The sequence below is a fragment of the Xanthomonas sp. F1 genome (genome assembly GCF_014199855.1).
The window spans coordinates 274,707-298,881 of record NZ_JACHOK010000003.1 but is presented as its reverse complement, the minus strand read 5'-3'; the positions used below and the strand labels follow the sequence as shown (position 1 = coordinate 298,881).

The 24,175-nt window shown below is 69.6% G+C and carries 19 protein-coding genes and 1 riboswitch; of the genes, 9 read left to right on the top strand and 10 right to left on the bottom strand.

Going from position 1 to position 24,175, the window contains the following annotated elements; genetic code table 11:
- Window positions 1–48: 48 nt before the first annotated feature.
- The 5 genes from GGR71_RS10150 to GGR71_RS10130 all read right to left on the bottom strand — a co-directional run bounded on the left by GGR71_RS10150 (window position 49) and on the right by GGR71_RS10130 (window position 9,051).
- Window positions 49–1,995 (bottom strand): lipase family alpha/beta hydrolase, encoded by a 1,947-nt coding sequence (locus GGR71_RS10150; RefSeq protein ID WP_160957425.1) that lies wholly within the window; start codon window positions 1,993–1,995, stop codon window positions 49–51.
- Window positions 1,992–2,972, bottom strand: coding sequence for an Lnb N-terminal periplasmic domain-containing protein (locus tag GGR71_RS10145; protein ID WP_160957561.1), 981 nt, complete (start codon window positions 2,970–2,972; stop codon window positions 1,992–1,994). The genes GGR71_RS10150 and GGR71_RS10145 overlap by 4 nt, the downstream gene beginning before the upstream one ends.
- A gap of 59 nt (window positions 2,973–3,031) precedes the next feature.
- On the bottom strand, window positions 3,032–3,607 hold the full coding sequence (locus GGR71_RS10140; RefSeq protein WP_160957426.1) for a TetR/AcrR family transcriptional regulator: 576 nt from the start codon (window positions 3,605–3,607) through the stop codon (window positions 3,032–3,034).
- 82 nt (window positions 3,608–3,689) lie between these two features.
- A complete protein-coding gene (gene ppc / locus GGR71_RS10135; protein WP_160957427.1) occupies window positions 3,690–6,404 on the bottom strand; it encodes a phosphoenolpyruvate carboxylase in 2,715 nt (904 codons plus the stop codon).
- 160 nt (window positions 6,405–6,564) lie between these two features.
- A complete protein-coding gene (locus GGR71_RS10130) occupies window positions 6,565–9,051 on the bottom strand; it encodes a prolyl oligopeptidase family serine peptidase (RefSeq protein WP_456362610.1) in 2,487 nt (828 codons plus the stop codon).
- Window positions 9,052–9,251: 200 nt separating this feature from the next.
- Window positions 9,252–9,351, top strand: a riboswitch (S-adenosyl-L-homocysteine riboswitch).
- A 33-nt stretch (window positions 9,352–9,384) separates the two neighbouring features.
- Here GGR71_RS10130 and ahcY point away from each other — a divergent pair.
- The 4 genes from ahcY (at window position 9,385) to GGR71_RS21045 (ending at window position 11,987) form a co-directional block, all read left to right on the top strand.
- A complete protein-coding gene (gene ahcY, locus GGR71_RS10125) occupies window positions 9,385–10,830 on the top strand; it encodes an adenosylhomocysteinase (protein WP_160957428.1) in 1,446 nt (481 codons plus the stop codon).
- Window positions 10,831–11,087: 257 nt separating this feature from the next.
- Window positions 11,088–11,372: a CopG family ribbon-helix-helix protein gene (locus tag GGR71_RS10120; protein ID WP_160957429.1), complete on the top strand. Its 285-nt coding sequence runs from the start codon at window positions 11,088–11,090 to the stop codon at window positions 11,370–11,372.
- A 1-nt stretch (window position 11,373) separates the two neighbouring features.
- Window positions 11,374–11,673 carry a type II toxin-antitoxin system RelE/ParE family toxin gene (locus GGR71_RS10115; protein WP_160957430.1) on the top strand — a complete coding sequence of 100 codons (300 nt, stop codon included), beginning with the start codon at window positions 11,374–11,376 and terminating at the stop codon, window positions 11,671–11,673.
- A 185-nt stretch (window positions 11,674–11,858) separates the two neighbouring features.
- On the top strand, window positions 11,859–11,987 hold the full coding sequence (locus GGR71_RS21045) for a hypothetical protein (protein ID WP_255490344.1): 129 nt from the start codon (window positions 11,859–11,861) through the stop codon (window positions 11,985–11,987).
- 75 nt (window positions 11,988–12,062) lie between these two features.
- Here the strand turns inward: GGR71_RS21045 and GGR71_RS10110 are convergent, their stop codons facing one another.
- Entirely contained in the window at window positions 12,063–12,824 is a 762-nt protein-coding gene (locus tag GGR71_RS10110; protein WP_160957431.1) for a class I SAM-dependent DNA methyltransferase, read from the bottom strand.
- A 516-nt stretch (window positions 12,825–13,340) separates the two neighbouring features.
- Between GGR71_RS10110 and GGR71_RS10105 the strand changes: the two genes are divergently transcribed.
- From GGR71_RS10105 to GGR71_RS10095, 3 genes are read left to right on the top strand one after another with little or no spacing between them, the layout of a single operon-like run.
- Window positions 13,341–14,732 (top strand): cytochrome P450, encoded by a 1,392-nt coding sequence (locus GGR71_RS10105; RefSeq protein ID WP_160957432.1) that lies wholly within the window; start codon window positions 13,341–13,343, stop codon window positions 14,730–14,732.
- Window positions 14,725–15,639 (top strand): sulfotransferase domain-containing protein, encoded by a 915-nt coding sequence (locus GGR71_RS10100; RefSeq protein WP_160957433.1) that lies wholly within the window; start codon window positions 14,725–14,727, stop codon window positions 15,637–15,639. The genes GGR71_RS10105 and GGR71_RS10100 overlap by 8 nt, the downstream gene beginning before the upstream one ends.
- Entirely contained in the window at window positions 15,636–16,340 is a 705-nt protein-coding gene (locus GGR71_RS10095) for a sulfotransferase family protein (protein WP_160957434.1), read from the top strand. Before GGR71_RS10100 ends, GGR71_RS10095 begins: the two co-directional genes overlap by 4 nt.
- A gap of 11 nt (window positions 16,341–16,351) precedes the next feature.
- On the opposite strand, the gene GGR71_RS10090 is transcribed toward GGR71_RS10095, so the two are convergent.
- On the bottom strand, window positions 16,352–17,134 hold the full coding sequence (locus GGR71_RS10090) for a TorF family putative porin (RefSeq protein WP_160957435.1): 783 nt from the start codon (window positions 17,132–17,134) through the stop codon (window positions 16,352–16,354).
- Entirely contained in the window at window positions 17,131–19,674 is a 2,544-nt protein-coding gene (locus tag GGR71_RS10085; RefSeq protein ID WP_160957436.1) for a methyl-accepting chemotaxis protein, read from the bottom strand. The genes GGR71_RS10090 and GGR71_RS10085 overlap by 4 nt, the downstream gene beginning before the upstream one ends.
- A gap of 533 nt (window positions 19,675–20,207) precedes the next feature.
- On the opposite strand from GGR71_RS10085, the gene GGR71_RS10080 reads away from it, so the two are divergent.
- Window positions 20,208–20,681 (top strand): DUF6630 family protein, encoded by a 474-nt coding sequence (locus GGR71_RS10080; protein WP_160957437.1) that lies wholly within the window; start codon window positions 20,208–20,210, stop codon window positions 20,679–20,681.
- A gap of 68 nt (window positions 20,682–20,749) precedes the next feature.
- Here GGR71_RS10080 and GGR71_RS10075 read toward each other — a convergent pair whose 3' ends face one another.
- Together GGR71_RS10075 and GGR71_RS10070 are read right to left on the bottom strand one after the other, a co-directional pair.
- On the bottom strand, window positions 20,750–21,307 hold the full coding sequence (locus tag GGR71_RS10075) for a DUF3228 family protein (protein WP_160957438.1): 558 nt from the start codon (window positions 21,305–21,307) through the stop codon (window positions 20,750–20,752).
- Window positions 21,308–21,512: 205 nt separating this feature from the next.
- A complete protein-coding gene (locus GGR71_RS10070; protein ID WP_160957439.1) occupies window positions 21,513–22,433 on the bottom strand; it encodes a M14 family metallopeptidase in 921 nt (306 codons plus the stop codon).
- 331 nt (window positions 22,434–22,764) lie between these two features.
- Here GGR71_RS10070 and GGR71_RS10065 point away from each other — a divergent pair, with 331 nt between their 5' ends.
- Window positions 22,765–24,135: an alpha-amylase family protein gene (locus tag GGR71_RS10065; RefSeq protein ID WP_184451922.1), complete on the top strand. Its 1,371-nt coding sequence runs from the start codon at window positions 22,765–22,767 to the stop codon at window positions 24,133–24,135.
- The last annotated feature ends 40 nt before the right edge of the window (window positions 24,136–24,175 follow it).

The window sequence follows — 24,175 nt, the reverse complement described above, 5'->3', positions numbered from 1 at the left end:
CAGCCGGCGCTCCACGACGAAAGCGCATCGCCGCCGACGCGGGCGGCGTCACCGCGGCGCGGCGGCGTCCACCTGCAATTGCGCATGCAGGATGCGGCGGATCTCCAGGATCGCCTGCGGCGTCTCCTGCACGCTGTGGCCGGAGGTGATCACCAGTTCGGAGACCGCGCCCGGCAGGTGCGCGCTGCGGTACGGCACCAGTCCGTCGTCGGAATCGGCCAGCGGCACCGCCGGATCGCGGCGGGCGATGATGGTGTGGTAGCGCACCGCCGGCGCGATCGGCAACTCCGCCGCCGCGCGCACGAACGGATCGGTGTCGCGCAGGTTGTCGATGCTGTTGGGCACGCGTACCGGCGCGCCATCGGGGCCGTCGATCCCCTGCAGCAAGGTGTTCAAGCGATCGAGCAGCGTCACCGGCAGGCGCACCAGGCGCCCGGCCAGGCGCCCGAGGCGCCCTTCGGCGAAGGTGGTGCCGCGCTGCGGGGCGGCGATGAAGATGGCGCGGTCCACCTCGGGCAACGGCGCGAAGCGCAGCAGCGGCTGCAACTGCGCCAACGCCTGCGGGTCCAGTGGGCGCCGGTCGCCGCGCGCGCCGATCAGATCGTTCCACAGCGTGTCGCCAGCGTCGCTGATCAACAGGCGCCCGATCACCCCGCCCATGCTGTGGCCGATCAGCACCATGTGCTGCGAGGCCGGCGCTTGACCATGCGGATCGAAATGGCGCAGGGTCTGCTGTAGCAGCGTCTGGATCTGCGCGCGGTTCCAGGCGATCGGCATGTTGGTCGGGTAGTAGACCTGCCAGATCTGGTAGTGGCGGCGCAGTTGTTCGTCGCCCAGCAACTCGTTGGCGACGTTGACCCAGGCCTCCGGACTGCTGGCCAGGCCGTGCAGCATCAGGATGATGCGCCGGTCCGGATCGTACGGCTGCATCAGATACAGATGCGGCTGCTCGATGCCATCCTCGCGACCGAGCATGGAGCGCAGCGACTGCCGCGCGAAGCCGGCACGGGCCAGCCACAGGCCATAGGCAGCGGTGAAGTTGGCCGCCAGCGGCAGGCGCTGGCCGTGCACCTCGACCTCGCCGTCGCGGTACGGATCGTAGGGCGCGACCACCACGCTGCGGGTGTCCAGCACCTGCGCCAGGCTGTCGCCATCGAAGCGCAGCAGCACCGTGGTCGGCGCATACGGCATCTCGCTGAATGCCGGCGCGTGCGGGTCCGGCGTGGTCTTGGCGGCCGCCGCCGCGGTCGGGTCGCCGACCTTGGCCGGCGCGATCTCCGCGACCAGCTCGGCGCCGAAGCCGTCGCGGCGGTAGGTGCTGCGCAGGCCATCGAAGCGCAGCGTCGACGCCGGCAGCATCGCGTCCGGCCGCGCCACCCCGCCGGGCAGGCGGAAGCTGCCCATGTCCGCGCGCACCTGCCAGCCAGCCGTGCGCAGCATGTCGTCGTCGTGCAGTTCGCCACTGGCGCTGCCGGCACGCCAGCGCAGGAACAGTTCGCCGACCACCTGCTGCACCGCGTAGTTGTAGTAGTCGCGCACCTGGGTCTGCCGGTCCTCGAAGGCGCGCGCGCTGGCCGGGCGCTGGGTGTAGAACAGGTAGGCATAGGCGTAGCGCGCCGCCTCCAGCCAGGCCTGCAGCGTCGCATCGTCCAGCGCCCTCGCCTGCCGCGGCGTGCGCGCATTGGCCGCATGCACCCACAGCTCCGACAGGGTCGCCAGCCGCCGCTCCTGGTCCAGCGCCTGCAGTGCGCGCAACTGCGTGGCGCAGGCCGCAACGTCTGCCTCACAGGCCTTGGGATCGAGCGCGAGCACGCGCAGCGTCTCCAGGCTGGCGTCGCTGAGCTTGCCGGTGCTGAGCACGTCGCCACGCTGGGTAGCGATGTAGTCGGCAGCGCTGCGCGGCTGCACGCTGACCATGGCGCAGCCGCTGCCCAGCAGCACGACAGCCAGCAGCGCGGCGCCCGCGCACCGCGCAAGACGCAAGTGCCGGGTCATGGCGAGGCGGCGGGATCGTCGCCGGGAATGCCGGCACGGATGCGTGTGGAGAAGTCTGCGCCGGCGCCGGCAGCGCGGGCGCGTTCGCCGATGCGGCCGCGCGCGCGCAGCGTGGCCAGGCTGTAGCCGGGCACGAAGCCGTGCTGCGCGTAGACGTAGGATGGCAGGTAGCCGGACAGCAGCAGCCGAACATCGAGCGGTAGCGCCGGATCGAGCTTGCGCGCCAGCTCGAACACGATGGTGGTGCAGTTGCTGGTGGCGGTGTTGTAGAACCGCGGCGCGCGCTGCAGTTGCTGCGCCCGCGCCACGTAGCCCAGGAACAGTTGGCGCAGTTGCGCGCGAGAGAGGTTGAGCCGGTACAGGTACACGTCCTCGCCGCGTACGTTGCTGCGCACCGCCAGGATGTCACGCTCGTCGGCGGCCACCATCACCTGCTCGAAATTGCGGAAAAACCCGGCCAGCGCCGAGAACGCCTCGTCGCGCTCCTTGCGGATCTCCAGCGAGAACACCAGGCGGCGGCCGTCGTCGAAACCGAACGAGACCAGGGTGTGGGCGATCGCCGGCCCCATCCAATACGACAGCGCCAGGTCGGCCGAGGCCAGCCGGTCCAGGTCGTAACGGCGGGTCTCCCAGCGCGGGGTGTAGTCGTGGTCGCTGCGCCAGGCGAAGTTGCGCACGTTGTGCAGGGTCACCACGTGCCCGTCCACCTGCGGCTGCAACAGTTGCGCGACATCGTCGGCCCAGTCGCGGTTCTGCTGCGGCTGCAGCGCCGACCAGCCCACCGCCATGCCCGCACAGCCGACCGCGAACAGCACCGGCAGCACGCGGTATTCGCGCGGATGGCGAAGGCCCCACAACGCGGCGACGCCCAGCCCGGCCCACAGCAGCGCCGAGCCGTAGCGCACCACCGCGCCGGTATGCGGCAGGTAGGCCAGGAACAGCGCGCCCCACAGGCTGGCGGCGAGCACCGCCAGCATCGCCACGGCGCGCGCCAGCCGCCGCGGCCAGGCGCGTCGGCGTGCGGCGCTGTCGGCGCTCACAACGCCGCCGCCGCTGCGGGCGTTGCCAGGGCGTGGCACAGCAGGCGGCACCCGCGCTGCGCCAGCGCCTTGCGTTCGGTCTCGTCGCTGCCGCGCTGGCAGGCGCCGAGCATGTCCATCGCCAGGGCCAGGTCCTGCTCGCCCAGGTCCGCACGGCACAGGCCGGCGGCGATCGCGCGCTGCAGGAACGGCAGCAGGATCGCCATCGCCCGCGTATGCGCTGCGTCCATCATCGGATGCTCGCGCGGCATCGACCGCCAATAGTCGGCCAGCGGCGCCGACATCGCGATGTGTTCGGCGACGTCGTACATCAGCAGGAACAACCCGTCCGGCCGCGTGCCGATGTCGCGCGCGCAGCCCTCCAGGCCGTCCAGGCCACGTTCCAGCAGGGCGGCCATCAGTTCGGTGCGGTCGGCGAAATGGCGGTACAGGGTGGCGCGGCCGAGTCCGGCGCGCTCCACCACCAGTTCCAGCGGCGCCAGCACGCCATGCGCGCAGAACACCTCGTCGGCGGCATCCAGCAACAGGCGGCGGCGTTGGGCAGTATCGGCTCGCATTTCCATGCGCGGCATTATCGGACAATTTTGTCCGCTCGCAAGCGGATCACGGTCGGCCACCGCCGATCATCGCCGACGGCGCCCTGAAAGGCCGGCCTCAGCCGGTGTTCTGCACGCCCTGGGCGACGCCGTTGACGCAGGCCACCAGCGCCCGCAGCAGTTCCTCGTCCTCGCCGTCGGTGGCGCGCCAGCGCTGCAGCAGGTCCACCTGCAGCACGCTGATCGGGTCGATGTAGGGATTGCGCAGGCGGATCGACAAGGCCAGCCGCGGATCGTGCTGCAGCAGCGAGGCCTGCCCGGTCAGCGCCTTCACCCAGCCCTTGGTCAGCGCCAGCTCGTCGCGGATGCGCGGGAAGAAGCGCTCGTGCAGCGGCCCGGACAGACGCGAGAACATCTCGGCGATGTTGAGGTCGCCCTTGGACAGGACCATGGCGATGTCGTCGAGGAAGGTGCGGAAGAACGGCCAGTCGGCCGCCATCGCGCGCAGCGCGTCCTCGTGGCCGGCGTCCACCGCCGCCTGCAGGCCGCTGCCCACGCCGTACCAGCCCGGGATCACCGCGCGCGCCTGGCTCCAGGCGAACACCCAGGGGATCGCGCGCAGGTTGGACAGCGCCGCATCCTGGCCGAGCCGCCGCGATGGCCGCGAGCCCAGGGTCATGCGTTCGATCACGTCGATCGGCGTGGCCAGGCGGAAATAGCGCATGAACTCGGCGTCGCCGACGAAGCCGCGATATGCCTGGCTGCTGTGCTCGGCGACCAGGTCCATCACCGGCCGCCAGCCGGCCTCGCGCGCGTCGGCCGCACGCGGGCGCAGGCTCGACAGCAGCACCGCGCCGGTCATCTGTTCCAGCGAGCGCAGCGCCAGCGCGCGGATGCCGTACTTGCGGTGGATCACCTCGCCCTGCTCGGTCACCCGCAGGCGCCCGTCGACGCTGCCGCGCGGCGCCGCCTCCAGCGCGCGCGTGGTCTTGCCGCCCCCGCGCACGATCGAGCCGCCGCGGCCGTGGAAGAAGGTCAGGCGGATGCCCAGTTCGGCCGCTGCGTCCAGCAACTCCACCTGCGCGCGCTGCAGGCCCCAGCGCGAGGCGGCGATGCCGCCGTCCTTGCCGCTGTCGGAATAGCCGAGCATGACCATCTGCACGTCGTCGCGCGCGGCCAGGTGGCGGCGGTAGACCGGATCGGCCAGCAGGTCGCGCAGGGTCGCGGTGCCGCCGCGCAGATCGTCCACGGTCTCGAACAGCGGCACGATGTCCAGCGGCACCGCGCCGTCGGCATCGACCAGGCCGCCGCGACGCGCCAGCGCCAGCACGGTCAGCACGTCGGCGCGGTCGTGCGCCATCGAGATGATGTAGCTACCCAGCGCGTCGGCGCCGTGCCGCGCGCGCGCATCGGCGAGCGCGGCGAACACCGCGTCCAGCCGCGCATTGCCTTCGTCGTCGGCCGCCGGCAGGGTCTGTTCGCCACCGGCGTAGGGACCGAGCAGGCGCGCACGCTCCTCCACTGCGCGCACGTCCCAGTCCTGCGTGTCCAGCGCGGCGGCGACCGCGCGCGCGTGCACGCTGGACTCCTGGCGCACGTCCAGCCGCGCCAGGTGGAAACCGAAACTGCGCACCCGCCACAGCAGGCGCCGCACCGCGAACCAGCCGGCGTGCAGGCCCTTGTTGGCCTGCAGGCTGTCCAGGATCAACTGCAGGTCGCTTTCCAGCTCGGCCGGCGCGGCATAGGCACCCGGCGCATCGTCCAGGGTCGCCTGCAGCCGCGCGCGCATCAGATCGTTGAGCAAGCGGTAGGGCATGTCGCCGTGGCGCGGCCGCGAACGCGCCGCGGCCTCCGGCAGCAGTTGCCGGTAACGCTCCAGTTGCTCCAGCAGCGGCGCGCTGACCGCGACCAGGGTGGTCGACTGGCTGAGCAGGCTGGCGAGCTGCCACAGTTCCTTCAGATAGCGCTCCAGCACCGCACGCCGCTGCGCATCGAGGGTGGCGGTGATGGTGGCGGCATCGACGTTGGGGTTGCCGTCCATGTCGCCGCCGACCCAGGTACCGAAGCGCAGCAGACGCGGCAGGGTCAGCGCCTGGCCGTAGGTCTGCTCGATGGCGTGCTCCAGGGTCTCGTACATCACCGGGATCACCCGGTACAACACCTGGGTCAGATAGAAGCCGACGTGCTCGCGCTCGTCCTCCACGGTGGGGCGCACCGGCGAGGAATCGGCGGTCTGCCACGAGGCGGTCAGCGCCATGCGGAAGCGCGCCGCGTCGGTGGCGCGCTCGCCCGGGGTGCGCAGGCCGTCGAGGTTGTCGACCAGGCTGGCCACCATCAACTGTTCCTTCTCCAGCAGCGCACGCCGCACCGCCTCGGTCGGGTGCGCGGTGAACACCGGCTCCACGTCGATGCGCGGCAGCCAGTCGCGCAGTTCCTCGATGCCGACGCCCTGCGCCTTGAGCCGGCGCAAGGCGTCGAGCAGGCCGTCCGGCTGCGGTGTGTCGGCGCTGCTGCGCTGGTAGTCGCGGCGACGGCGGATGCGGTGCACGCGCTCGGCGATGTTGACCACCTGGAAATAGGTGCTGAAGGCGCGCACCAGCGCTTCGGCGTCGCGCGGTGCGCGGCCGGCAAGCTGCTCGCTCAGCGAGGACAGCGGCGCAGCGCGCTCGCGGCGTGCGATCGCGGTGGTACGGATGCGTTCGATCTCGTCCAGGAACTGCGCCGAGACCTGTTCGGCGAGCAGGTCGCCCACCAGGGCGCCGAGGCGGCGCACGTCATCGCGCAAGGGAAGGTCGGGCGTGGCGAAGGCGATGCTGCTGCGGGACTCGTTCATCGGGAAACGCATGGCTCGGCAGTGGGGGCGCCGCAAGCCTAACCGAAAAGGCATCGCGTTCCCGTCGGCCGCGCGACGGTTTCAAAGCGAACCATTTGCACTGCACAGCAGCGCCCTGCGCCACGGCGGCACGCACGTGCGGCCGTGGCGCAGGCGCGGCTCAGCGCGGCGTGGCGCCTGCCGCAGCCGGCGCGGACGTCGGCGTGGGCGCAGGTCCCAGATAGGTGCGCAGCCAACGCTCGCTCTCGGCCAGCATCTGCAGCACGGACTCGCGCGCGCGGTAGGCATGCGCCTCGTTGGGCAGCATCACCAGCCGCGCGGTGCCGCCGTTGCCCTTGATCGCCGCGTACATGCGCTCGCTCTGGATCGGGAAGGTGCCGGAGTTGTTGTCCTCGGCGCCGTGGATCAGCAGCAGCGGATCCTTGATCCGGTCGGCGTAGTTGAACGGCGACATCGCCTGATACACCGGCTGCGCTTGCCAGTAGGTGCGCTCCTCGGACTGGAAGCCGAACGGGGTCAGCGAGCGGTTGTAGGCGCCGCTGCGGGCGATTCCGGCCTTGAACAGGCGCGTGTGCGCGAGCAGGTTGGCGGTCATGAAGGCGCCGTAGGAATGCCCGCCGATGGCGATGCGATCGCGATCGGCGACGCCGCGCCGCACCACCTCGTCCACCGCCGCCTGCGCGTCGGCGACCAGTTGCTCGACATAGGTGTCGTTGGGTTCGCGCGCGCCCTCGCCGACGATCGGCATCGACGGGTCGTTGAGCACCGCATAGCCCAGCGCCAGGAACGCCTGCGGCCCCCAGTAACCGATCGCATTGAAGCGGTACGGCGAGTCGGTGACCTGGCTGGCGGCGTCGGCGGATTTGAACTCGCCCGGGTAGGCCCACATCAGCATCGGCAGCGGGCCGTCGCGCTTGGCGTCGTAGCCCGGCGGCAGCAGCAGGGTCGCGGTCAGCTCCACGCCGTCCTTGCGCCGGTAGCGGATCTGTTCCTTGCGCACGTCGCGCAACTGCGGCGCGGGATGGGGGAAGCGGGTCAACGCCACCGGCTCCGCGTTCGCGCCATCGAGCCGATAGAAATTGCGCGGCTCCTGCGGCGTCTCGCGGGTAATCAGCAGGCGCTGGCCGCTGGCTTCGAGCAAGGCCTGCGGCACCGCGTAGTACGGCGCCTGCGACTGGAACAGGCGGGTGCTTTTCCGCGTGTCCAGATCGTAGCGGTCCAGGAACGGCCGATCGCCCTGCGGCGAGGCGCCTTCGCCGCGCAGGAACAGGCTGTGACCGTCGGCGGCGATCAGCAGGCGCGGGTTGCCGGCCGTATCACGCTCCGTCACCGGCGTCCCCGGATCGGCGTAGCGGTCTTCCTGCGAACGCTGCACCAGCAGCTGCGGTGCCTGTGCGGGCTGGTCCGGCGCCACGCGCCATTGCCTGGTCTGACGCGTCTTCCACCAGAACTCGTCGATCAGCGCCAGGTCGCCGCGGCCCCAGAAAATGCCGGCATAACGCGATTGCAAGCGCGCCAGCGTCACCGGTGGCGCCTTGAACGGCGCCGCCTGCATCAGCACCGCGTCGCGCACCGTCGCCTCGCGCGCCGGGTCGCCGCCGTCCTGGGCCTCGGCCCAGACCAGGGTGGCCGGCGCGTCGCTGCGCCAGTCGATGTCGCGCACGCCGGTGCGTACCGCATCGTTGCCGGTCGGCAGGCCTTCGACCAGCGGCAGCTGCGCCACCGTGTGCACCGGCTTGCCGGCGCGGTCGAGCACTTCGATGGTGCGCGGGAAGCCGCTGGCCGGCACCAGGTAGGAGAACGGCCGCTGCAGGCGCTGCGCCAGCAGGTAGCGGCCGTCCGGCGACGGCGCCAGCGACAGGTACAGGTCCGGGGAGGCGATGCGCTGCTGGCGCCCGTCCACGTCGACCAGCGCCGGCTGCGCACGCAGTTGATAATCGAACTGGCGCGCGTCGGCCTCGTTCTTCAGCAAATCCTGGTAGGTGCGCAAGGCGGTGGCGCCGCCACCGGCGGTCTGCTGCACCGCCGGCCCGGTCGGCACGGCGTCGGCGGGCGGCGACGCGCCTTGTTCCTGCGGCTGCAACAACACCAGCAACTGGCGGCTGTCGGGCATCCACGCATAGCCCTCGCCGGACACCGTGTTGAGCCGCTCGGCGACCCGCCGCGCGCGCAGCGCGGCGATGTCCACCACCCACAGTTCGTTGGCGCCGCTGCGCGCATCGATCCGGTTGAAGGCCAGATGCCGTTGGTCCGGCGCCCAGGCCATGCCGGCGATCGACAGCGGCGACGGCAGGCCGTCGATGCGCAACTCGCTGCCATCGGCGATGCGCAGCAGCCACAGCTTGTCGCCGAAGGCGAAACGGCTCTGCGAGCGGGTGCGCGGATGGATGCGCAACCCAGCGAGCTTGAGCTCCGGCTGCGCGACCTGGGCGATGCCGGGCAGCGCAGGCAACTGCAGCATCGCCGCCAGATCGCGCCGCGGGCTCAGCGACAGCTGCGGCGGCCGCGGCGCATCGACGATGGCCTGCAGCGGCGCCGACGGCAATTGGTAGCCGCTGTCGGCCGCATCGGCGGGCGCGGCAGCCGCCGCAGGTGCCGAGGCGGCGTTCGCAGCGGCGCTGCCGGCCGCGGCCAGGGCCGCGCACAGCAGGCCGCAGACCGGCCTGGCGGCGCGGCGGCGCCCGCGCACTGTGATCTGGTTCATCTCTCCCCTCTCCTTCGCATCGATCGAACCGCCGACGGTAGCAGGGCCGGCGCCCCCCGCCCCCTGTCGATGGTTGGGCCGGGCCTGTCCCGGGACCCGCGTTCAAGCGCCGCACGCGGCAGCCGCTATAATCGGTTCCCCCTTGCGCCGAGGGGCGCTGCGACCGGATCGAGACCGGATTCCCCGTCTCCAGACCCGGCCAGGCTCGGCGCGAGGCTTGAGCGACAACGGCGCCCGGACTTCGCGAGTTTCTCGCCATTGACCGGAGCTTTATCGATGAACGCTGCACTCAAGCGCTTTTCCACCGAGGGCGACTACAAGGTCGCCGACATTTCCCTGGCCGATTGGGGCCGCAAGGAACTGGACATCGCCGAGCATGAAATGCCGGGCCTGATGTCGATTCGCCGCCAGTACGCCACCGCCAAACCGCTGGCCGGCGTGCGCGTCACCGGCTCGCTGCACATGACCATCCAGACCGCGGTGCTGATCGAGACGCTGAAGGACATCGGTGCCGACGTGCGCTGGGCCTCGTGCAACATCTTCTCCACCCAGGACCACGCCGCCGCGGCGATCGCCGCCACCGGCACCCCCGTGTTCGCCTGGAAGGGCGAGACCCTGGAGGAATACTGGGACTGCACCCTCGACGCGCTGACCTTCACCCTGCCCGACGGCACCCAGACCGGGCCGGAACTGGTGGTGGACGATGGCGGTGACGTCACCCTGCTGATCCACAAGGGCTACGAGCTGGAGAACGGCTCCAAGTGGGTCGACGAACCGGCCTCCTCGCACGAGGAGCAGGTGATCAAGAACCTGCTCAAGCGCGTGGCGGTGGAGCGCCCGGGCTACTGGACCCGCGTGGTCAAGGACTGGAAGGGCGTCTCCGAAGAGACCACCACCGGCGTGCACCGCCTGTACCAGCTGGCAGAGGCCGGCACCCTGCTGATCCCGGCGATCAACGTCAACGACTCGGTGACCAAGAGCAAGTTCGACAACCTGTACGGCTGCCGCGAGTCGCTGGCCGACGGCCTCAAGCGCGCGATGGACGTGATGCTGGCCGGCAAGGTCGCGGTGGTGTGCGGCTACGGCGACGTCGGCAAGGGCTCGGCGCACAGCCTGCGCGCCTACGGCGCCCGCGTCATCGTCACCGAGATCGACCCGATCTGCGCACTGCAGGCGGCGATGGAAGGCTTCGAGGTCAACACCGTCGAGGACACCCTCGGCCAGGCCGACATCTACGTCACCACCACCGGCAACAAGGACATCATCCGCATCGAGCACCTGACGCAGATGAAGGACCAGGCCATCGTCTGCAACATCGGCCACTTCGACAACGAGATCCAGGTCGAGGCGCTGTACAAGCTGCCGGGCGTGCAGAAGATCAACATCAAGCCGCAGGTGGACAAGTTCGTGCTGCCCAACGGCAATGCGATCTTCCTGCTGGCCGAAGGCCGCCTGGTCAACCTGGGCTGCGCCACCGGCCACCCCAGCTTCGTGATGTCCAACAGCTTCGCCAACCAGACCCTGGCGCAGATCGACCTTTGGCAGAACAAGGACAGCTACGAGAAGCAGGTGTACCGCCTGCCGAAGAAGCTGGACGAGGAAGTGGCGCGCCTGCACCTGGAGAAGATCGGCGTGAAGCTGACCAAGCTGACCGACGCGCAGGCCGCCTACCTGGGCGTGCCGGTCGACGGCCCGTTCAAGCCGGAACATTACCGCTACTGAAGCAGTGGCAAGACATCGCCATGCAGACAGGAACGGGCGCCGCGAGGCGCCCGTTTTTTGTGCGATCGGCGCTGCGAGCGTGTGGAGACAGGAGGCTGAAAATTCGTACGGAGCGAAAACCGCAGACATCGCCACCTTGCGCGGCCCCTGCTCCAAGCGGCCTTTTCGGGCCAGTTGGCCGACACGGCTGTCCAGCCAGGCCACCTGTACCACACCTGTGCTACATTGATTTCACACCACTCGCCTGGAGCTCCCCCATGAGCACCACCACCATCCGCCTGCCGGACGCGCTCAAGGCCCGCATCGCCAAGGCCGCGGAAGCGGCCGGCACCACGTCGCACAACTTCATCCTGGAAGCCATCGCCGAGAAGGCAGAGCTCGCCGAGCGGCGCGTCGACTTCCATGCAGAGGCCGAGCGCCGTTGGGGCGAATTCCTCAAGACCGGCGAGAGCATTCCCTGGGACGAGATGCGTCGTTATCTGATGGAACGCATCGAGGGCAAGGACACTCCCCCTCCCGTCCCCCGCAAGTTCGCGAAATAGCATGGCGCACGTTGAGTTCCTGCCATCTGTCAACGAGGACCTACGGCGCATCATCGGCCATCTGGAACAACACGAAGCCGAGCATATCCAAGAGCGTCTGAGCGAGATCGTCAGCGCATCGAACGTGCTGACGGACAATCCGCTGATCGGCCGGCTGACGCGCCATGATGTGCGTGAACTGGTCATTGGCCAAGGCGCTCACGGATATATTGCCCTCTACCGATACGTGGTTGCGCTGGATACCGTCTTTGTCCTGGCGATCCGCGCGCAACGCGAGGCAGGCTATGCACGCGATGCATAACATCAAGGCCGGCGCACCAACCTGATCGATGCGATGCTGACAGGGACATGGGCGCGCGAAGGTCCACCCCGACTGATTTGCTACAACTGCCCCCCTCGCGCCTGCTAGCGCGGCACTTCGATGCCGGAAGATGACATGCTGAGTGACTACCGCAGCAAACTGGCGATCGCGAAGCCAGGCGCACCGTGCTTGGTCGTAGCACGGGCGTCGACCAGACCAAGCACGATGCGGTGCGGCTGCAGGCGCGGTTCGCCTATGCCACCAACGGTATCGACCGGTATCGCATCGGCATGGACACGCAGGCCCCAAAGTGACATGGCCCCGCTACTGCCGATCCGCAACCCACACACCGGACATCGCCATCTAGTGCCCAAGACGGCGCTAGTCTTTCAGATCCTGCACTCGCCAGCCGGCACGTATACCGAGATCTGGATGCGACTGCGCGCGTGATACGGCGTGCGCGCCCAATCGCTCCAGCGCGCCTCCAGGCGCAAGCCGGCGATCTGCGCCATCAGGTCCAGTTCGGACGGCCACACGTAGCGGCGGCGCTCGCTGAAGATGCGCGTGCCCGATTCGCCCAGCACCACCACGCGCTGGTCGATGCGCTGTTGCAGCGGATCGGGCTGCGAGCACACCAGCATCACCGCCGCGCCGTCGCCATCGGTGTCCGGCGCATCCAGCACCTGGCTGACCTTGCCGCCGCCGTCGAACACCTCTGCGCCCGGCACTGCAGTCTGGATCAGCAAGCGCCCGTCGGGCGCCAGGCAGCGCGCCGCGTTGACCATGCAACGCAACTGCTCGGCCTGGGTCAGCAGATAACCGAATGCCGCCACCGCATAGATCAGGCCGAACGGCCCGGACACGGGCATGTCGGCGAAATCGGCGCAGACCAGGTGCAGGCGTTCGCTGCCGGGTTTGGCACGCAAGGCCTCGAGCATCGCCGGCGCGTTGTCGATGCCGGTGACCGGCACATCGCAGTGCGCGAGCGGCAAGCCGAGACGGCCGGTGCCGATGCCCAGTTCCAGCGCCGCTCGGCCCGCGGCCAGCTCGGCGAGGACACCGACGCACTGCTCGGTGACGGCAGCGGGCCAGCGATCGTAGAAACGGTCATAGATCGCGGCCAGGCGATCGTACTCATGGGTCACGGGCATCCGCAGCCACTCGTTGCCGAAGTGGCGCGACCATAGCACGCAGCGATGGCGACGCAATGGCCATACGTGCGGTACGACACCCTCCATGGCAGGCGCGGCGATGCGCTGCGATCGCATGCGACACACGCCACGAAACTGCAGATGACACGCACATTGCAGTTGGCCGCGCTTCAGTCTTTCGCTTGCGCCGCCGCATTCAAGCGAGGATGCTTTTTCCCGCGCCTGCCGCGCTGAGGCAGGCGCGACAATCGCAACAGATCCCTCCGCTCAATCAGGAGTATCGCCATGAAACGCCTTTTTGATTCGCTGTCGCGTTGGGTGCAGAGCCTCGGTGGCCGCAAGCTCGGCTACATCTACACCTACTGACCTTCTCGCCACCGTCGTGTGGCGTGCCTGTGCGAGAGGGGGCAATCCGCCCCCTCTCGCGGCGCTTCTCTTCTCGCATTCACGCGTCATGCTCGCCATGCGATACATGCCAGCTTTCGCATCGCAGTGCGCCACCACGCGGATTCTCGCGTGACGGATGCGCACCGACTCCCACCCGGCCCGCGCGGTCATTGGGCGTTCGGTAATCGGCAGGCCTTCGCTGCCGATCCCCTGCAATTCCTGCAACGCTGTGCACGCGAGCATGGTGACGTGGTGCGGATCGCCGAGCGCACCTATCTGCTCGCTGCACCAACCGCGATCGCCACCGTGCTCGGCGACGACGGCAGCCTCTACGCCAAATCCGATCCGGATCCGCGTGCGCGCCGCGCTGCATTCCCGGCATCGGTGATGAACAGCGAGGGCGACGCCTGGCAGCACAAACGCCAGGCACTGCAGCCCGCGTTCCGCGCCAGCCTGGTGCGCGACTACACCCGACAGGCGCTCGCTGCCACCCAGGCGTTACTGCAAGCGCGCAATGACAGCGCCCACGCCCAGGATCTGCGCCTGATGATGACGGCGCTATGTGCGGAGCTGGGCGCCGGCTTCCTGCTCGGCGACGCGGCACACGCGCCCGCGCTGCTGCGGATGCTGCCGATGGTCGATGCGATCCTGCAGCAGACGCGCACACCGTCCGCGGCACCGGCCTGGTGGCCGAGCGCTCGCAAGCGCCGTCTGCGTGCCGCGCGCGGCGCACTGGACGCCGCACTGACACAGATCCTGGCATCGCCGCGTTCGCCAGGCGCAGCCGCCTCGGTGCTGGAACTGCTGCAGCGCGACGATCCGCAGGGCCAGGGCGACTGGTGCCGCGACGAAGCGGCGGCGATGCTGATGTCGGCGCTGGAACCGATGGCGGCCGGCCTGACCTGGACGCTGTTGCTGCTGGCCCAGCATCCGGCGATCGCACAGGCGGTGACGGAGGAAGCCGATGCACTGCCCGGCCTGGACAGCACGCCCGGCACGGCCTGCGACGACGCGCTCGTCGAGCGCCTGCCGCTGGCCCGCGCCTGCGTGAAGGAAGCCATGCGCCTGTATCCGCCTGCATGGATGACCGCGCGCATCGCGCAACGCGACACCACGCTGGACGGCTTTGCAGTGCCGCGCGGTACCCAGCTGATCGTCAGCCAGTGGGTGGTGCAGCGCGATCCGCGCCACTTCGCCGCACCGGACCGCTTCGTGCCGGCACGCTGGCTGGACCCGACGCACGCCCCGGCGCGCTACACCTACTTTCCCTTTGGCGGCGGCCCGCGCAGTTGCATCGGCAGCCAGCTGGCGCTGGTGCAGATGACCATGGTCGTGGCCGGCCTGCTGCGCGAGCGCACGCTGCACCTTGCGGCGGATGCGCAGCCGCGGCCGTATCCGGCGCTGGTGCTGCGTCCGCTCGATGTCCGCATCGCCCTGCGCCCGCGCACGGCCGTCCCGCCCCGAAAGTCGCCGGCCGCGCCAACGCCCCTCTCCCATACACCGGAAGCCCCGCATGGCTGATCCCACTGCCTTCGCCAAGACCCGGGAATATCCCAACCGCTTCTTCGACTCCGCCGCGTGGAACGCACTGGACTTCCGCGACGGCGACATCGTCATCGCCAGCTATGCCAAGGCGGGCACGACGTGGCTGCAGCAGATCGTCGCGCAGCTGCTGTTCGAGGGCGCAGCGAACGTCGACGTGTCGGCAATCTCGCCGTGGCTGGACGGCGTGTACCCGGACCGCGCGAGCAAGCTTGCGCTGCTGCAGGCGCAGACCCACCGGCGCTTCATCAAGACGCATCTCCCGGCCGATGCGCTGGTGGTCAGCGATCGCGCCAAGTACCTGTACATCGGGCGCGACGGCCGCGACATCGCGCTCAGCCTGTACGACCACCAGTGTGCGGTCAGCCAGGATGCACAGGCGCGGCTGGACGCAGGCGCGGCCGAACCGGGCAAGCTGCGCGTGGTGCCGCCGCCGAGCCTGCCGACGGATGCCTACGTGGCGCATTGGCTGGCCCACGACGGCGCGCCGTTCTGGCCATTCTGGGAAGGCGTGCGCAGCTGGTGGCAGCAGCGCGCGCAGCCGAACGTGCTGCTGGTGCACTACGCCGACCTGCTGGAGGATTTGCCCGCACAGATACGGCGCATCGCCGCGTTCCTGGAGATCCCGGTGCGCGAGGCGGCCTGGGAGACGATCCTGGCGCACTGCCAGTTCGACTACATGCGCCAGCACGCCGCGCGCTACGTGCCGCAGGGTGCCGGGCTGTGGCGCGAGGGCGGCAGGGCCTTCTTCAACCAGGGCCGCAGCGGCCGCTGGCGCACGCTGTTGCCGGCCGCCATCGCCGCCGACTACGAGGTGCGCGCACAGGCCGAACTGGGCCGCGAGGCCGCGCAGTGGCTGGCGCAGGGCGCAGGGGCGGCAGCATGAGCTTGCGCGTCATCGGCGCCGGCCTCGGCCGCACCGGCACCCTGTCGCTGAAGCTGGCGCTGGAACATCTGGGCCTGGGCCGCTGCTATCACGCCATGGAGCTGGCCGCGCACCTGCGCCAGGCCTTGCCGCTATGGGACGCGGCGATCGACGGGCAGGCGGACTGGCAGACGCTGTTCGCCGGCTATACCGCCACCGTCGACTATCCCGGCTGCTGCTTCTGGCGCGAGCTGGTCGCGCACTATCCGCACGCCAAGGTGATCCTGACCGTGCGCGATGCCGATGCCTGGTTCGATTCGGTGCGCAGCACCATCTTCGCCAGCGACGGCAGCGTGCCGGCCCTATTCGGCCCCGACGGCCAGCGCCTGAGCCAGTTCCTGCGCCGCGGGTTCGCCACGCGCATCGACGATCGCGGCTTCATGACCGACTATTTCCATCGCTGGAACCAGGCCGTCATCGCCAGCGTGCCGGCGCAGCGCCTGCTCGTGCTCGACACCGACGCGCAGAGCGGCTGGGAACCGCTGTGCACCTTCCTGGGCGTGCCGGTGCCGGCACAGCCGTATCCGCGCGTGCATGCGCGCAGCAGCGGCGGCACGCAAGCGCGCCCGCTGCCCAGCGACCCGGCGCAACGCGAACACCGCCTTCGCGCTTACCTGGACCGGCTCGCCGTGGAGGCGTTCGCGCCGTCCGCCGACGGCTGATCGCCGCCCGGCTATAGCGAGAAATTGCGCTTGATGGTGAACGACCAGGCGCCGTCGATTGGATTGGTGACATGCACCCGGCCGTCGCCATCCGGCACGCCAGTGGTGTAGCGGCGATAGACCCCGGCGCTGTTCCAGGCCCGCGAATAGGTAAGCCCGAACTCGGTGCCACGCCAGGTGCGGCTCAGGCCGACGCGCGCGTCGGTCCAGCCGTAGTCGGCGAAGTTGCGCACGTGCTGGTGGCCGGCATGCACGCTCGCCTGCCAGTCCGAGGCCAGCGGCAGCGTGGCGTCCAGCGCCAGATAGCCGGAGCCGCGCGAGTGCCGACCCTGGCCGACGCCCAGCGTGGCGCTGCTGTAGCCGAAGTAGTCGCGCGTCCAGGTACTGGCGTAGGACAGCTCCAGCGTGCGCCAGTGCCCGGCGACGATGGCCTCGCCGTAGTCGTAGCGGGTACCGCTGGCGCTCATGCGCGCGCCGGGATAGGCGTAGTGGTAGACGCCGGCGCGCCAACCCCAGTCGCCATGGCTGGCCGCATAGCCGGCATACACGTCCCACTCCACGTGCCCGCCTTCGATGAAGTACGGACTCACCCCCGACGCCCAGGTGCCGGCATACCAACCGCTGTCCGCGGCCACGTCCAGCCCACCCTGCAGCACCGGCCGGCCCCAGCTCTGCTCGAAGCCGCGCGAGACGTAGTTCGAGGTCGCCGCCAGATTGGCGCTGGCGGTCCCGGCGCAGACCGGCGCGGCGACGCCCAGCGACAGCAACAGCGCAACAGCGCGCACGGCCCTCACGACACCAGCTCCAGCCGCGCCCGGCCCGCCGTGGCCAGGCCGCCCGACGAAGGTGCCGCGAGCTTGAACAGCGCCACCGCGCGCTGCAGCTCCTCGGCCTGATCCTCCATCGCCCGTGCCGCCGCGGTGGCTTCCTCGACCAGCGCGGCGTTCTGCTGGGTCACTTCGTCCATCTGCACGATGGTCTTGCCGACCTGTTCGATGCCGGCGCTCTGCTCCTGCGAGGCGGCGGCGATCTCGCTCATGATGTCGGTGACCCGGCGCACGCTGGCCACCACCTCGCGCATGGTGTCGCCGGCGCCGTTGACCAGCGCCGTGCCGTTGTCGATCTGGCCGACCGAGGCGTCGATCAGGCCCTTGATCTCGTGCGCCGCGGTCGCCGAGCGCTGCGCCAGCGCACGCACCTCGCTCGCCACCACCGCGAAGCCGCGGCCCTGCTCGCCGGCGCGCGCCGCCTCCACCGCGGCGTTGAGCGCCAGGATGTTGGTCTGGAAGGCGATGCCGTCGATCACGCCGATGATCTCGGCCATCTTCTTCGACGCACCGGCGATGCCGGACATGGTCTCCACCACCTGCTCGACCACCGCGCCGCCGCGCGAGGCCACGCCGGCGGTGTCCTGCGCCAGGCGGTTGGCCTGGTGCGCATGCTCGGCGTTCTGCTTCACCGTGGAGGTCAGTTCTTCCATCGAGGCCGCGGTTTCTTCCAGGTTGGCCGCCTGCTGCTCGGTGCGCCGCGACAGGTCGTCGTTGCCGGCGGCGATCTCGCCGGCGGCGGTATTGATCGCGGTGGTGGCCTGCTGGATGCGGCCGACGATGCCGGTCAGCTGCTCCACGGTGGCGTTGGCGTCGTCGCGCATCTGCGCGAACACGCCATGGAATTCGCCGTGCATGCGCGCGGTGAGGTCGCCCTGCGCTACCGCCCGCAACAGCGCCGACAAGGCCGACAGGTTGCCTTCGGTCAGCTCCATCAGGCGGTTCAGCCCGACCACCATGTTGCGGAAGTCGTGCTGGAAGCGCGCGGCGTCGCCGCGCCGGGAAAAATCGCCGGAGGCCGCGGCCTGCGCCAGTTCGGTGATGGCCTGATTGATCGCCTGCAGGCTGCGCTTGGTGGTGCGCATCGCCTCGGTGATCGCCGCCTTCTCGCCCGGCAGCGGTTCCATGTCCACCTGCATGTTGCCGATCGCGTACTGCGACATCACCTCGACCAGGCGCCGCTGCACGTCCACGTGCGCGGCGACCAGTGCATTGGTGCCGTGGACCATGCGCCCGTACTCGCCGGGGAAGCGCTCGGCGTCCATCCGATAACTCATCTCGCCGGCGTCGTGGCGCTGCGCCATCTCCGCCTGCGCCTGCATCACCGCCTGCAACTGCGTCTGCATGCTGCCCATCGCATCCAGCAACTGACCCAGTTCGTCGTCGCGCCGATGGCGGACCTGGCTGTCCAGGCGCCCGGCGGCGACCGCGGAGGACACGCGCACCGCCTCGGCAAGCGGATCGAGCACCTGCCGGCGTAGCAACAGGTACAGCGCACCGCTCAGCACCAGCGCCGAGAGCAGGCCGACCGCGGCGATGGTCCACAACAGCGCACGCGCCTTGGCCATGACCAACGCATACGGCACCGAGATGCCCAGCGCGAACGCCTGCGGCGCATCGCCGATCTTCAGCGGCACGAACACGTTCAACGCATCCTCGCCGTCGGCGCGGCGATGATCGAACACCACCTGGCCCTTGGCCACACGCGCGAGCATGTCCTTGGACCAGGCATCGTTGCGGGTCTTGCCGACCTGCTGCGGATCGCGGCTGGCCATCACCATGCCCAACGGCGACAGCAGGCTGGCGTGGCCCTCGCCCATCGGCCGCAGCGCGGCGATGCGCTGCTGCAGGGTATCGAGGGTGAAGTCGACGGTGACCACGCCCAGGAAGCGGCCGTTTTCCAGGATCGGCGTGGCCAGCGTCGTCATCAACGTGTCCTTGCCGGCCACCGGGTAGTAGTACGGCTCGATCACCACCGGCTTGTGCGTGTTGCGCGCCAGCAGGTACCAGTCGCCGTCGCCTGGCTTCTCGTAGTCGCGCAGGGCCTCACGCACCAGCTTGCCGTTCTGCCGCGACCACCAGGTCATATAGCGGCCGGTGGCATCGTGGCCCTCGGCACCGACGAAACCCTTGTCGTTGCCGTCGAACGCGTCCGGCTCCCACATGGTGCTGATGCCCAGCCACTGCGGATGCGCATCGAGCTGGCTGCGCAACACCGCCGTGGCGGTGGCGCGCGACAGGCCGCCGGCACCATGCTGCACACGGAAGCTGTTGGCCAACGCCTCGCTGGCGTCGAAGGCCACGCCAATCTCGCGCGACACACGCTGCGCCTCCAGTTGCCCCAGGTTCTCGATGCTGGTGCGCGAGGTCGACAGCAACGCATCGCTGCTGCGCCAGTAGATGATCATCGCGGTCAGGCCGAAGCAGGCCAGCGCGAGCAGGCCGGTACCCAGCATCAGGCGTTTGGCGACGCTGCCGCGACGGCGATGCGGCGACGGAGTGGACATGACGGCTTCCTTGGCAGGGGGAGGGAGTACGGGTGCGGGGAACACGCCACGTCGCAGCCCACCACAGCGCACGGCGCACGCGCGTCGTGTCCGTTGCCAATGACCTGCCCGAGACGCCTTCCCCACCAGGCCACGACGCGCCGCCGGACATCGCGTCCCAGGGCTGCTGCATGGCGGCTTACTCCCTCGCTATCGTCCCGCCGTCCGCAAACTTGATGGTCATCCCGCGCCAGGCCGATGAACGGACTGGGGTTCGCGGACAAAGTCGCCGACAGCGCGTGGTTTCTTCCTGCATGCATGCACCAGTGAACATCTGCGCGCACCAGTGCAGCGCAGCGTTCCGGCATGCGATCTGCGCGGCGTCATGTGGCCAGCGGTACGGGATTGGCCACGTACGGCGCAGTCTGCGAACAGACGACGGAGCCAGGGCGCACGCGCAATCGCCAGGGCGGGCCTGCCTTGCCTTCAACGCAAAGGGGCATCGACAATGGATCCCACGAGGAGAGGCCATGCACACTGCACGCGACACCTGGATGTCCATCTGCGACACGCTTGCTCCGGAAGACCACGGCCTGCGCGACGACGTTGCGCTCGCCATCGAGGCGCCGTCACGCTATCTGCAGCAGTTCGAGGATCCGCTGTTCGAGCGTGGCATCGAGGAACCGCACCAGGTCAGTCCTTGGCTGGCCCTGGTCGACGGGTTGATCTCGCGGGGCTTGTGCGCCGAGGTGGATTGGAAAGTGGACGCCGCCGACCTCGCCCACGCGCTGGGCGAACTGCGGCCCCTGGCGGGCATGCGGAACGTGCTGTCGCCGCTGGCCGCATCGCAGACGCGCAACGAAGAGGCGCTGACGCTGGCGGCGCGCTGCCTGCAAGCGCAGGGCATGGCGCTGCTCCATCTCGACATCGACAGCGACAGCTATCCGCTGCTGGTCGTCCCGGCGAACCGGCGCGAGGCGACGCTGCGGATAGCCGAAGCGTTGGGCGAACACGCTGCCGCCCTGTAACCCGCAACGCACGTATCGCGGTCGCACGCATCTCCAGGCGAGATGGGCAATGAAAGCGCAAGCCGGGCTTATGGCCGCCAGTTGGCGTTGTGCTCCCAGAACGCCACGCTGCGCCGGTAGGCGTCGCGATCCAGCGGCACGCCCGAGCCCCCCTCCTCCACACCCAGCGCATTGCGCAGCATGGTGATCGGCGCCATCGGGATCTCCTGCGGCGCGGCGGTGTACAGGCAACCGACCACGCCCCAGTCGGCCTCGATCGGCGCGCCCTCGTGCGCAAGCTGCTCGCGGCTGTAGAGGATCGGCAGCAGGTAGGCGGCCACCGGCGGCTCGACGCCTTCGAACCAGCGCACCAGCACCGGCAACTCCTCGCGGCTGCGCGCCTCGTAGCCGGAGCGCAGCAGGCGCCGGTTGGCGTCGGTGATCGGCACGGTCAGGCAGCGCGTCGAGGTCCAGTTGCGGTGCACGTGCAACTTGCAGAACGGCGCGTAGCCGTCGAGCACCTGCAGCGGCGCGTTGGCGTTGAGATGCTGCTCGAACTGCTCCGGCGTGCAGTCCTGGATCGCATTGCGGCGGCCGTCGCGCGGGAACAGGCGGGTGCGGGCGAACGGCGTGAGGACGATGGACATGGCGTGCATGGCTAACAGGAGCGGACAAGCGTAACGCGCAGCATGGCGGGTGCGCACCGGTACCGCCAGATCCCAATGCGCCTCTGGCGCATCAGCGGCAGCATGAGCCCCCCCCCCGTAGGAGCGGCTTCAGCCGCGACGGCATTACCGGTAACACCCGTCGCGGCTGAAGCCGCTCCTACAAGATCATGCAGCCACCTTGCGACTACGGATGCGCCAGGGCGTAGTCGATCGCCGCGCACACCGCCGCCACCTGCGCGGCATTGCACTGCTCCGGCGTGGCGCTGGCGCTGTCCGGGTACACCTCGGTGGTGGTGGTGTAGCGCGCGTCGGTGATGCCCGCACACAGGCCCAGCCGCTTCACCGGATAGTTGATGCCCCCCGGCGCCGCCAGCGGCGTGCCGATCAGTTCGCCGGCGGCGTCGGCCGGCGCGATATGGGTGACCTGCGCCACCGCGGCCAGCACCGCCTGCTGGAAGGCCGGCTGTGGGTTCTCGCTGTCGCCGACCAGGTAGAAGCCATCGGGAATGCCGCCCGGCGCGTAGTCGACGCCATCGCGCGCGGCCAGTGCCGGACGGAACTCGGACTCGTCGCTGTCGGTGGTCTCGTGCAGATCGATATGTATGCGCACTTGCTCGCGCAACGGCGCGATCAGGCGCAGCAGCGCAGCCGATTCCTGCGCCGGGCTATCGGCGCGGAACGAACGGTTGGGATCCAGCGCATCGGCGTTCCAGCGGTGGATACGCTCGTACGCCCAGGGGCTCACGCACGGCGCCACCAGCACGTTGGCGCGGCCGGCGTAGTCCCCGGCATGCTGCTGCGCGAACTGCAGGGCGCCATGCACGCCGCTGGTCTCGTAGCCATGCACGCCACCGGTGACCAGCATGCACGGCAGCGCATCGTTCCAATCTCGACTGCGCAGCGCCAGCAGCGGATAGCGCTCCCGTGCATATGCCAGTTCGCCGTACTCGACCACCTCCCACGGCCCGCGCAGGCGCTCGATGGCCGCCACCACCTCGTCCTGGTAGCTGCGCCGACGCGGCTGCCCGGACAGCCAGGCCGCCTTCTCGGCGGCGCCCCAGGGCACGCCAGGGGTTCCGATCGGATAGAAGGCTGCGCTGGTCATGATGCGGCTCCACGTCGACAGGTGAGGGCGGCGACTGTAGCAAAGCGCGCCCGCGGCGATACGCGGCGCCACAACACCGCGTTTGCGGCGCCTGCGCGTGGAAGCGGATGCCGATCCCGCTTTCGCGCGCTGTCGCCATGAATACGTATGTAGCGCACCCATGTTGCGCCGCGATGCGCGCTTAGCATCCTCCCGCCGCACGCCAGCCCCGCGGCGACGTCACGCCCCTGTCCTGCAGGCGCCCCTGCCTGCGCCCACGCAACGAGGAGATCGCACGATGCGCGTCCCATCCGCTGCAAATCGTCTGCTGCGCCTGCACCGCTGGCGCAATCTGCTGGTCGGCCTGCTGCTGCTCCTAGTCACCGCCAGCGCCCAGGCCGATGTCATTCTGCATGCCTTCAACTGGCCCTACGCCACCGTCGAAGCGCGTGCCGCGCAGATCGCCGCCGCCGGCTATCGCAAGGTGCTGGTGGCGCCGGCCTACCGCTCGCAGGGCGATGCCTGGTGGGCGCGTTACCAGCCGCAGGACATGCGCCTGATCGACAACCCGCTCGGCGACACCGACGCCTTCGCCAGCATGGTGCAGGCGCTGAAGGCGGTGGGCGTGGAAACCTATGCAGACGTGGTGCTCAACCACATGGCCAACGAAGCCGCCACGCGCTCGGACCTGAACTACCCGGGCAGCGCGGTACTCGGCCAGTACGCGGCCAATCCGCAGCGCTATGCGTCGCTGCGGCTGTTCGGCGACCTCTCGCAGAATTTCCTCAGCGCCAACGATTTCGGCCCGGCGCAGTGCATCACCAACTACAACGATCCCTACCAGGTGCGCACCTACCGCATCTGCGGCGGCGGCAGCGATCCTGGCCTGCCGGATCTGGTCGGCAACGACTGGGTGGTGCAGCAGCAGCGCAACTACCTGCTGGCGCTGAAGGCGCTGGGCGTGACCGGCTTCCGCATCGACGCGGCCAAGCACATGACCTTCGATCATCTGAACAAGGTGCTCGATGCGCAGGTGCGCTCCGGCGTGATGGTGTTCGGCGAAGTGATCACCGGCGGCGGCAGCGGCAATTCCGACTACGACCAGTTCCTGGCGCCGTATCTGCAGGCCACCCCGCACGCGGCCTACGACTTCCCGCTGTTCAACTCCGTGCGCAACGCCTTCGCCTACGGCGGCAGCATGGATCTGCTGGTCGATCCGGGCGCCTACGGCCAGGCGCTGCCGGGTGCGCGCGCAGTGACCTTCGCCATCACCCACGACATCCCCAACAACGCCGGCTTCCGCTACGCGATCATGGACCCGGTCGACGAGACCCTGGCCTACGCCTATCTGCTCGGCCGCGACGGCGGCGTGCCAATGGTGTACTCGGACAACAACGAGAGCGGCGACAACCGCTGGGTCAACGCCTACCAGCGCGACGACCTCAAGCGCATGGTCGGCTTCCACAACGCCGCGCAGGGCCGCGACATGCAGGTGCTGGCGCACGGCGCCTGCTACCTGCTGTTCCGCCGAGGCGACCTGGGCATCGTCGGCATCAACAAGTGCGGCACCACCGTCACCGCCGCGGTGCCGATGAACGGCAGCGTGCTGCGCTGGAACGTCGACTACACCGATGTGCTGGGCTCGGGCAGCGTGGTGCGTATTTCCAGCGGCAACTACACCTTCAGCCTGCCGCCGCGGCAGGCGCGGATGTGGAAGCGCTGAGCCTGCGAGCGGACGCGGCGCGCCCACCTGCGCGCCGCAA

What these genes read in the sequence shown, in the direction of transcription:
- GGR71_RS10150 (WP_160957425.1), bottom strand. Translation starts at nt 1,995, where the DNA reads ATGACCCGGCACTTGCGTCTTGCGCGGTGCGCGGGCGCCGCGCTGCTG.
- GGR71_RS10145 (WP_160957561.1), bottom strand. Translation starts at nt 2,972, where the DNA reads ATGCTGGCGGTGCTCGCCGCCAGCCTGTGGGGCGCGCTGTTCCTGGCC.
- GGR71_RS10140 (WP_160957426.1), bottom strand. Translation starts at nt 3,607, where the DNA reads ATGCCGCGCATGGAAATGCGAGCCGATACTGCCCAACGCCGCCGCCTG.
- ppc (WP_160957427.1), bottom strand. Translation starts at nt 6,404, where the DNA reads ATGAACGAGTCCCGCAGCAGCATCGCCTTCGCCACGCCCGACCTTCCC.
- ahcY (WP_160957428.1), top strand. Translation starts at nt 9,385, where the DNA reads ATGAACGCTGCACTCAAGCGCTTTTCCACCGAGGGCGACTACAAGGTC.
- GGR71_RS10120 (WP_160957429.1), top strand. Translation starts at nt 11,088, where the DNA reads ATGAGCACCACCACCATCCGCCTGCCGGACGCGCTCAAGGCCCGCATC.
- GGR71_RS10115 (WP_160957430.1), top strand. Translation starts at nt 11,374, where the DNA reads ATGGCGCACGTTGAGTTCCTGCCATCTGTCAACGAGGACCTACGGCGC.
- GGR71_RS10110 (WP_160957431.1), bottom strand. Translation starts at nt 12,824, where the DNA reads ATGCCCGTGACCCATGAGTACGATCGCCTGGCCGCGATCTATGACCGT.
- GGR71_RS10100 (WP_160957433.1), top strand. Translation starts at nt 14,725, where the DNA reads ATGGCTGATCCCACTGCCTTCGCCAAGACCCGGGAATATCCCAACCGC.
- GGR71_RS10095 (WP_160957434.1), top strand. Translation starts at nt 15,636, where the DNA reads ATGAGCTTGCGCGTCATCGGCGCCGGCCTCGGCCGCACCGGCACCCTG.
- GGR71_RS10085 (WP_160957436.1), bottom strand. Translation starts at nt 19,674, where the DNA reads ATGTCCACTCCGTCGCCGCATCGCCGTCGCGGCAGCGTCGCCAAACGC.
- GGR71_RS10080 (WP_160957437.1), top strand. Translation starts at nt 20,208, where the DNA reads ATGTCCATCTGCGACACGCTTGCTCCGGAAGACCACGGCCTGCGCGAC.
- GGR71_RS10075 (WP_160957438.1), bottom strand. Translation starts at nt 21,307, where the DNA reads ATGTCCATCGTCCTCACGCCGTTCGCCCGCACCCGCCTGTTCCCGCGC.
- GGR71_RS10070 (WP_160957439.1), bottom strand. Translation starts at nt 22,433, where the DNA reads ATGACCAGCGCAGCCTTCTATCCGATCGGAACCCCTGGCGTGCCCTGG.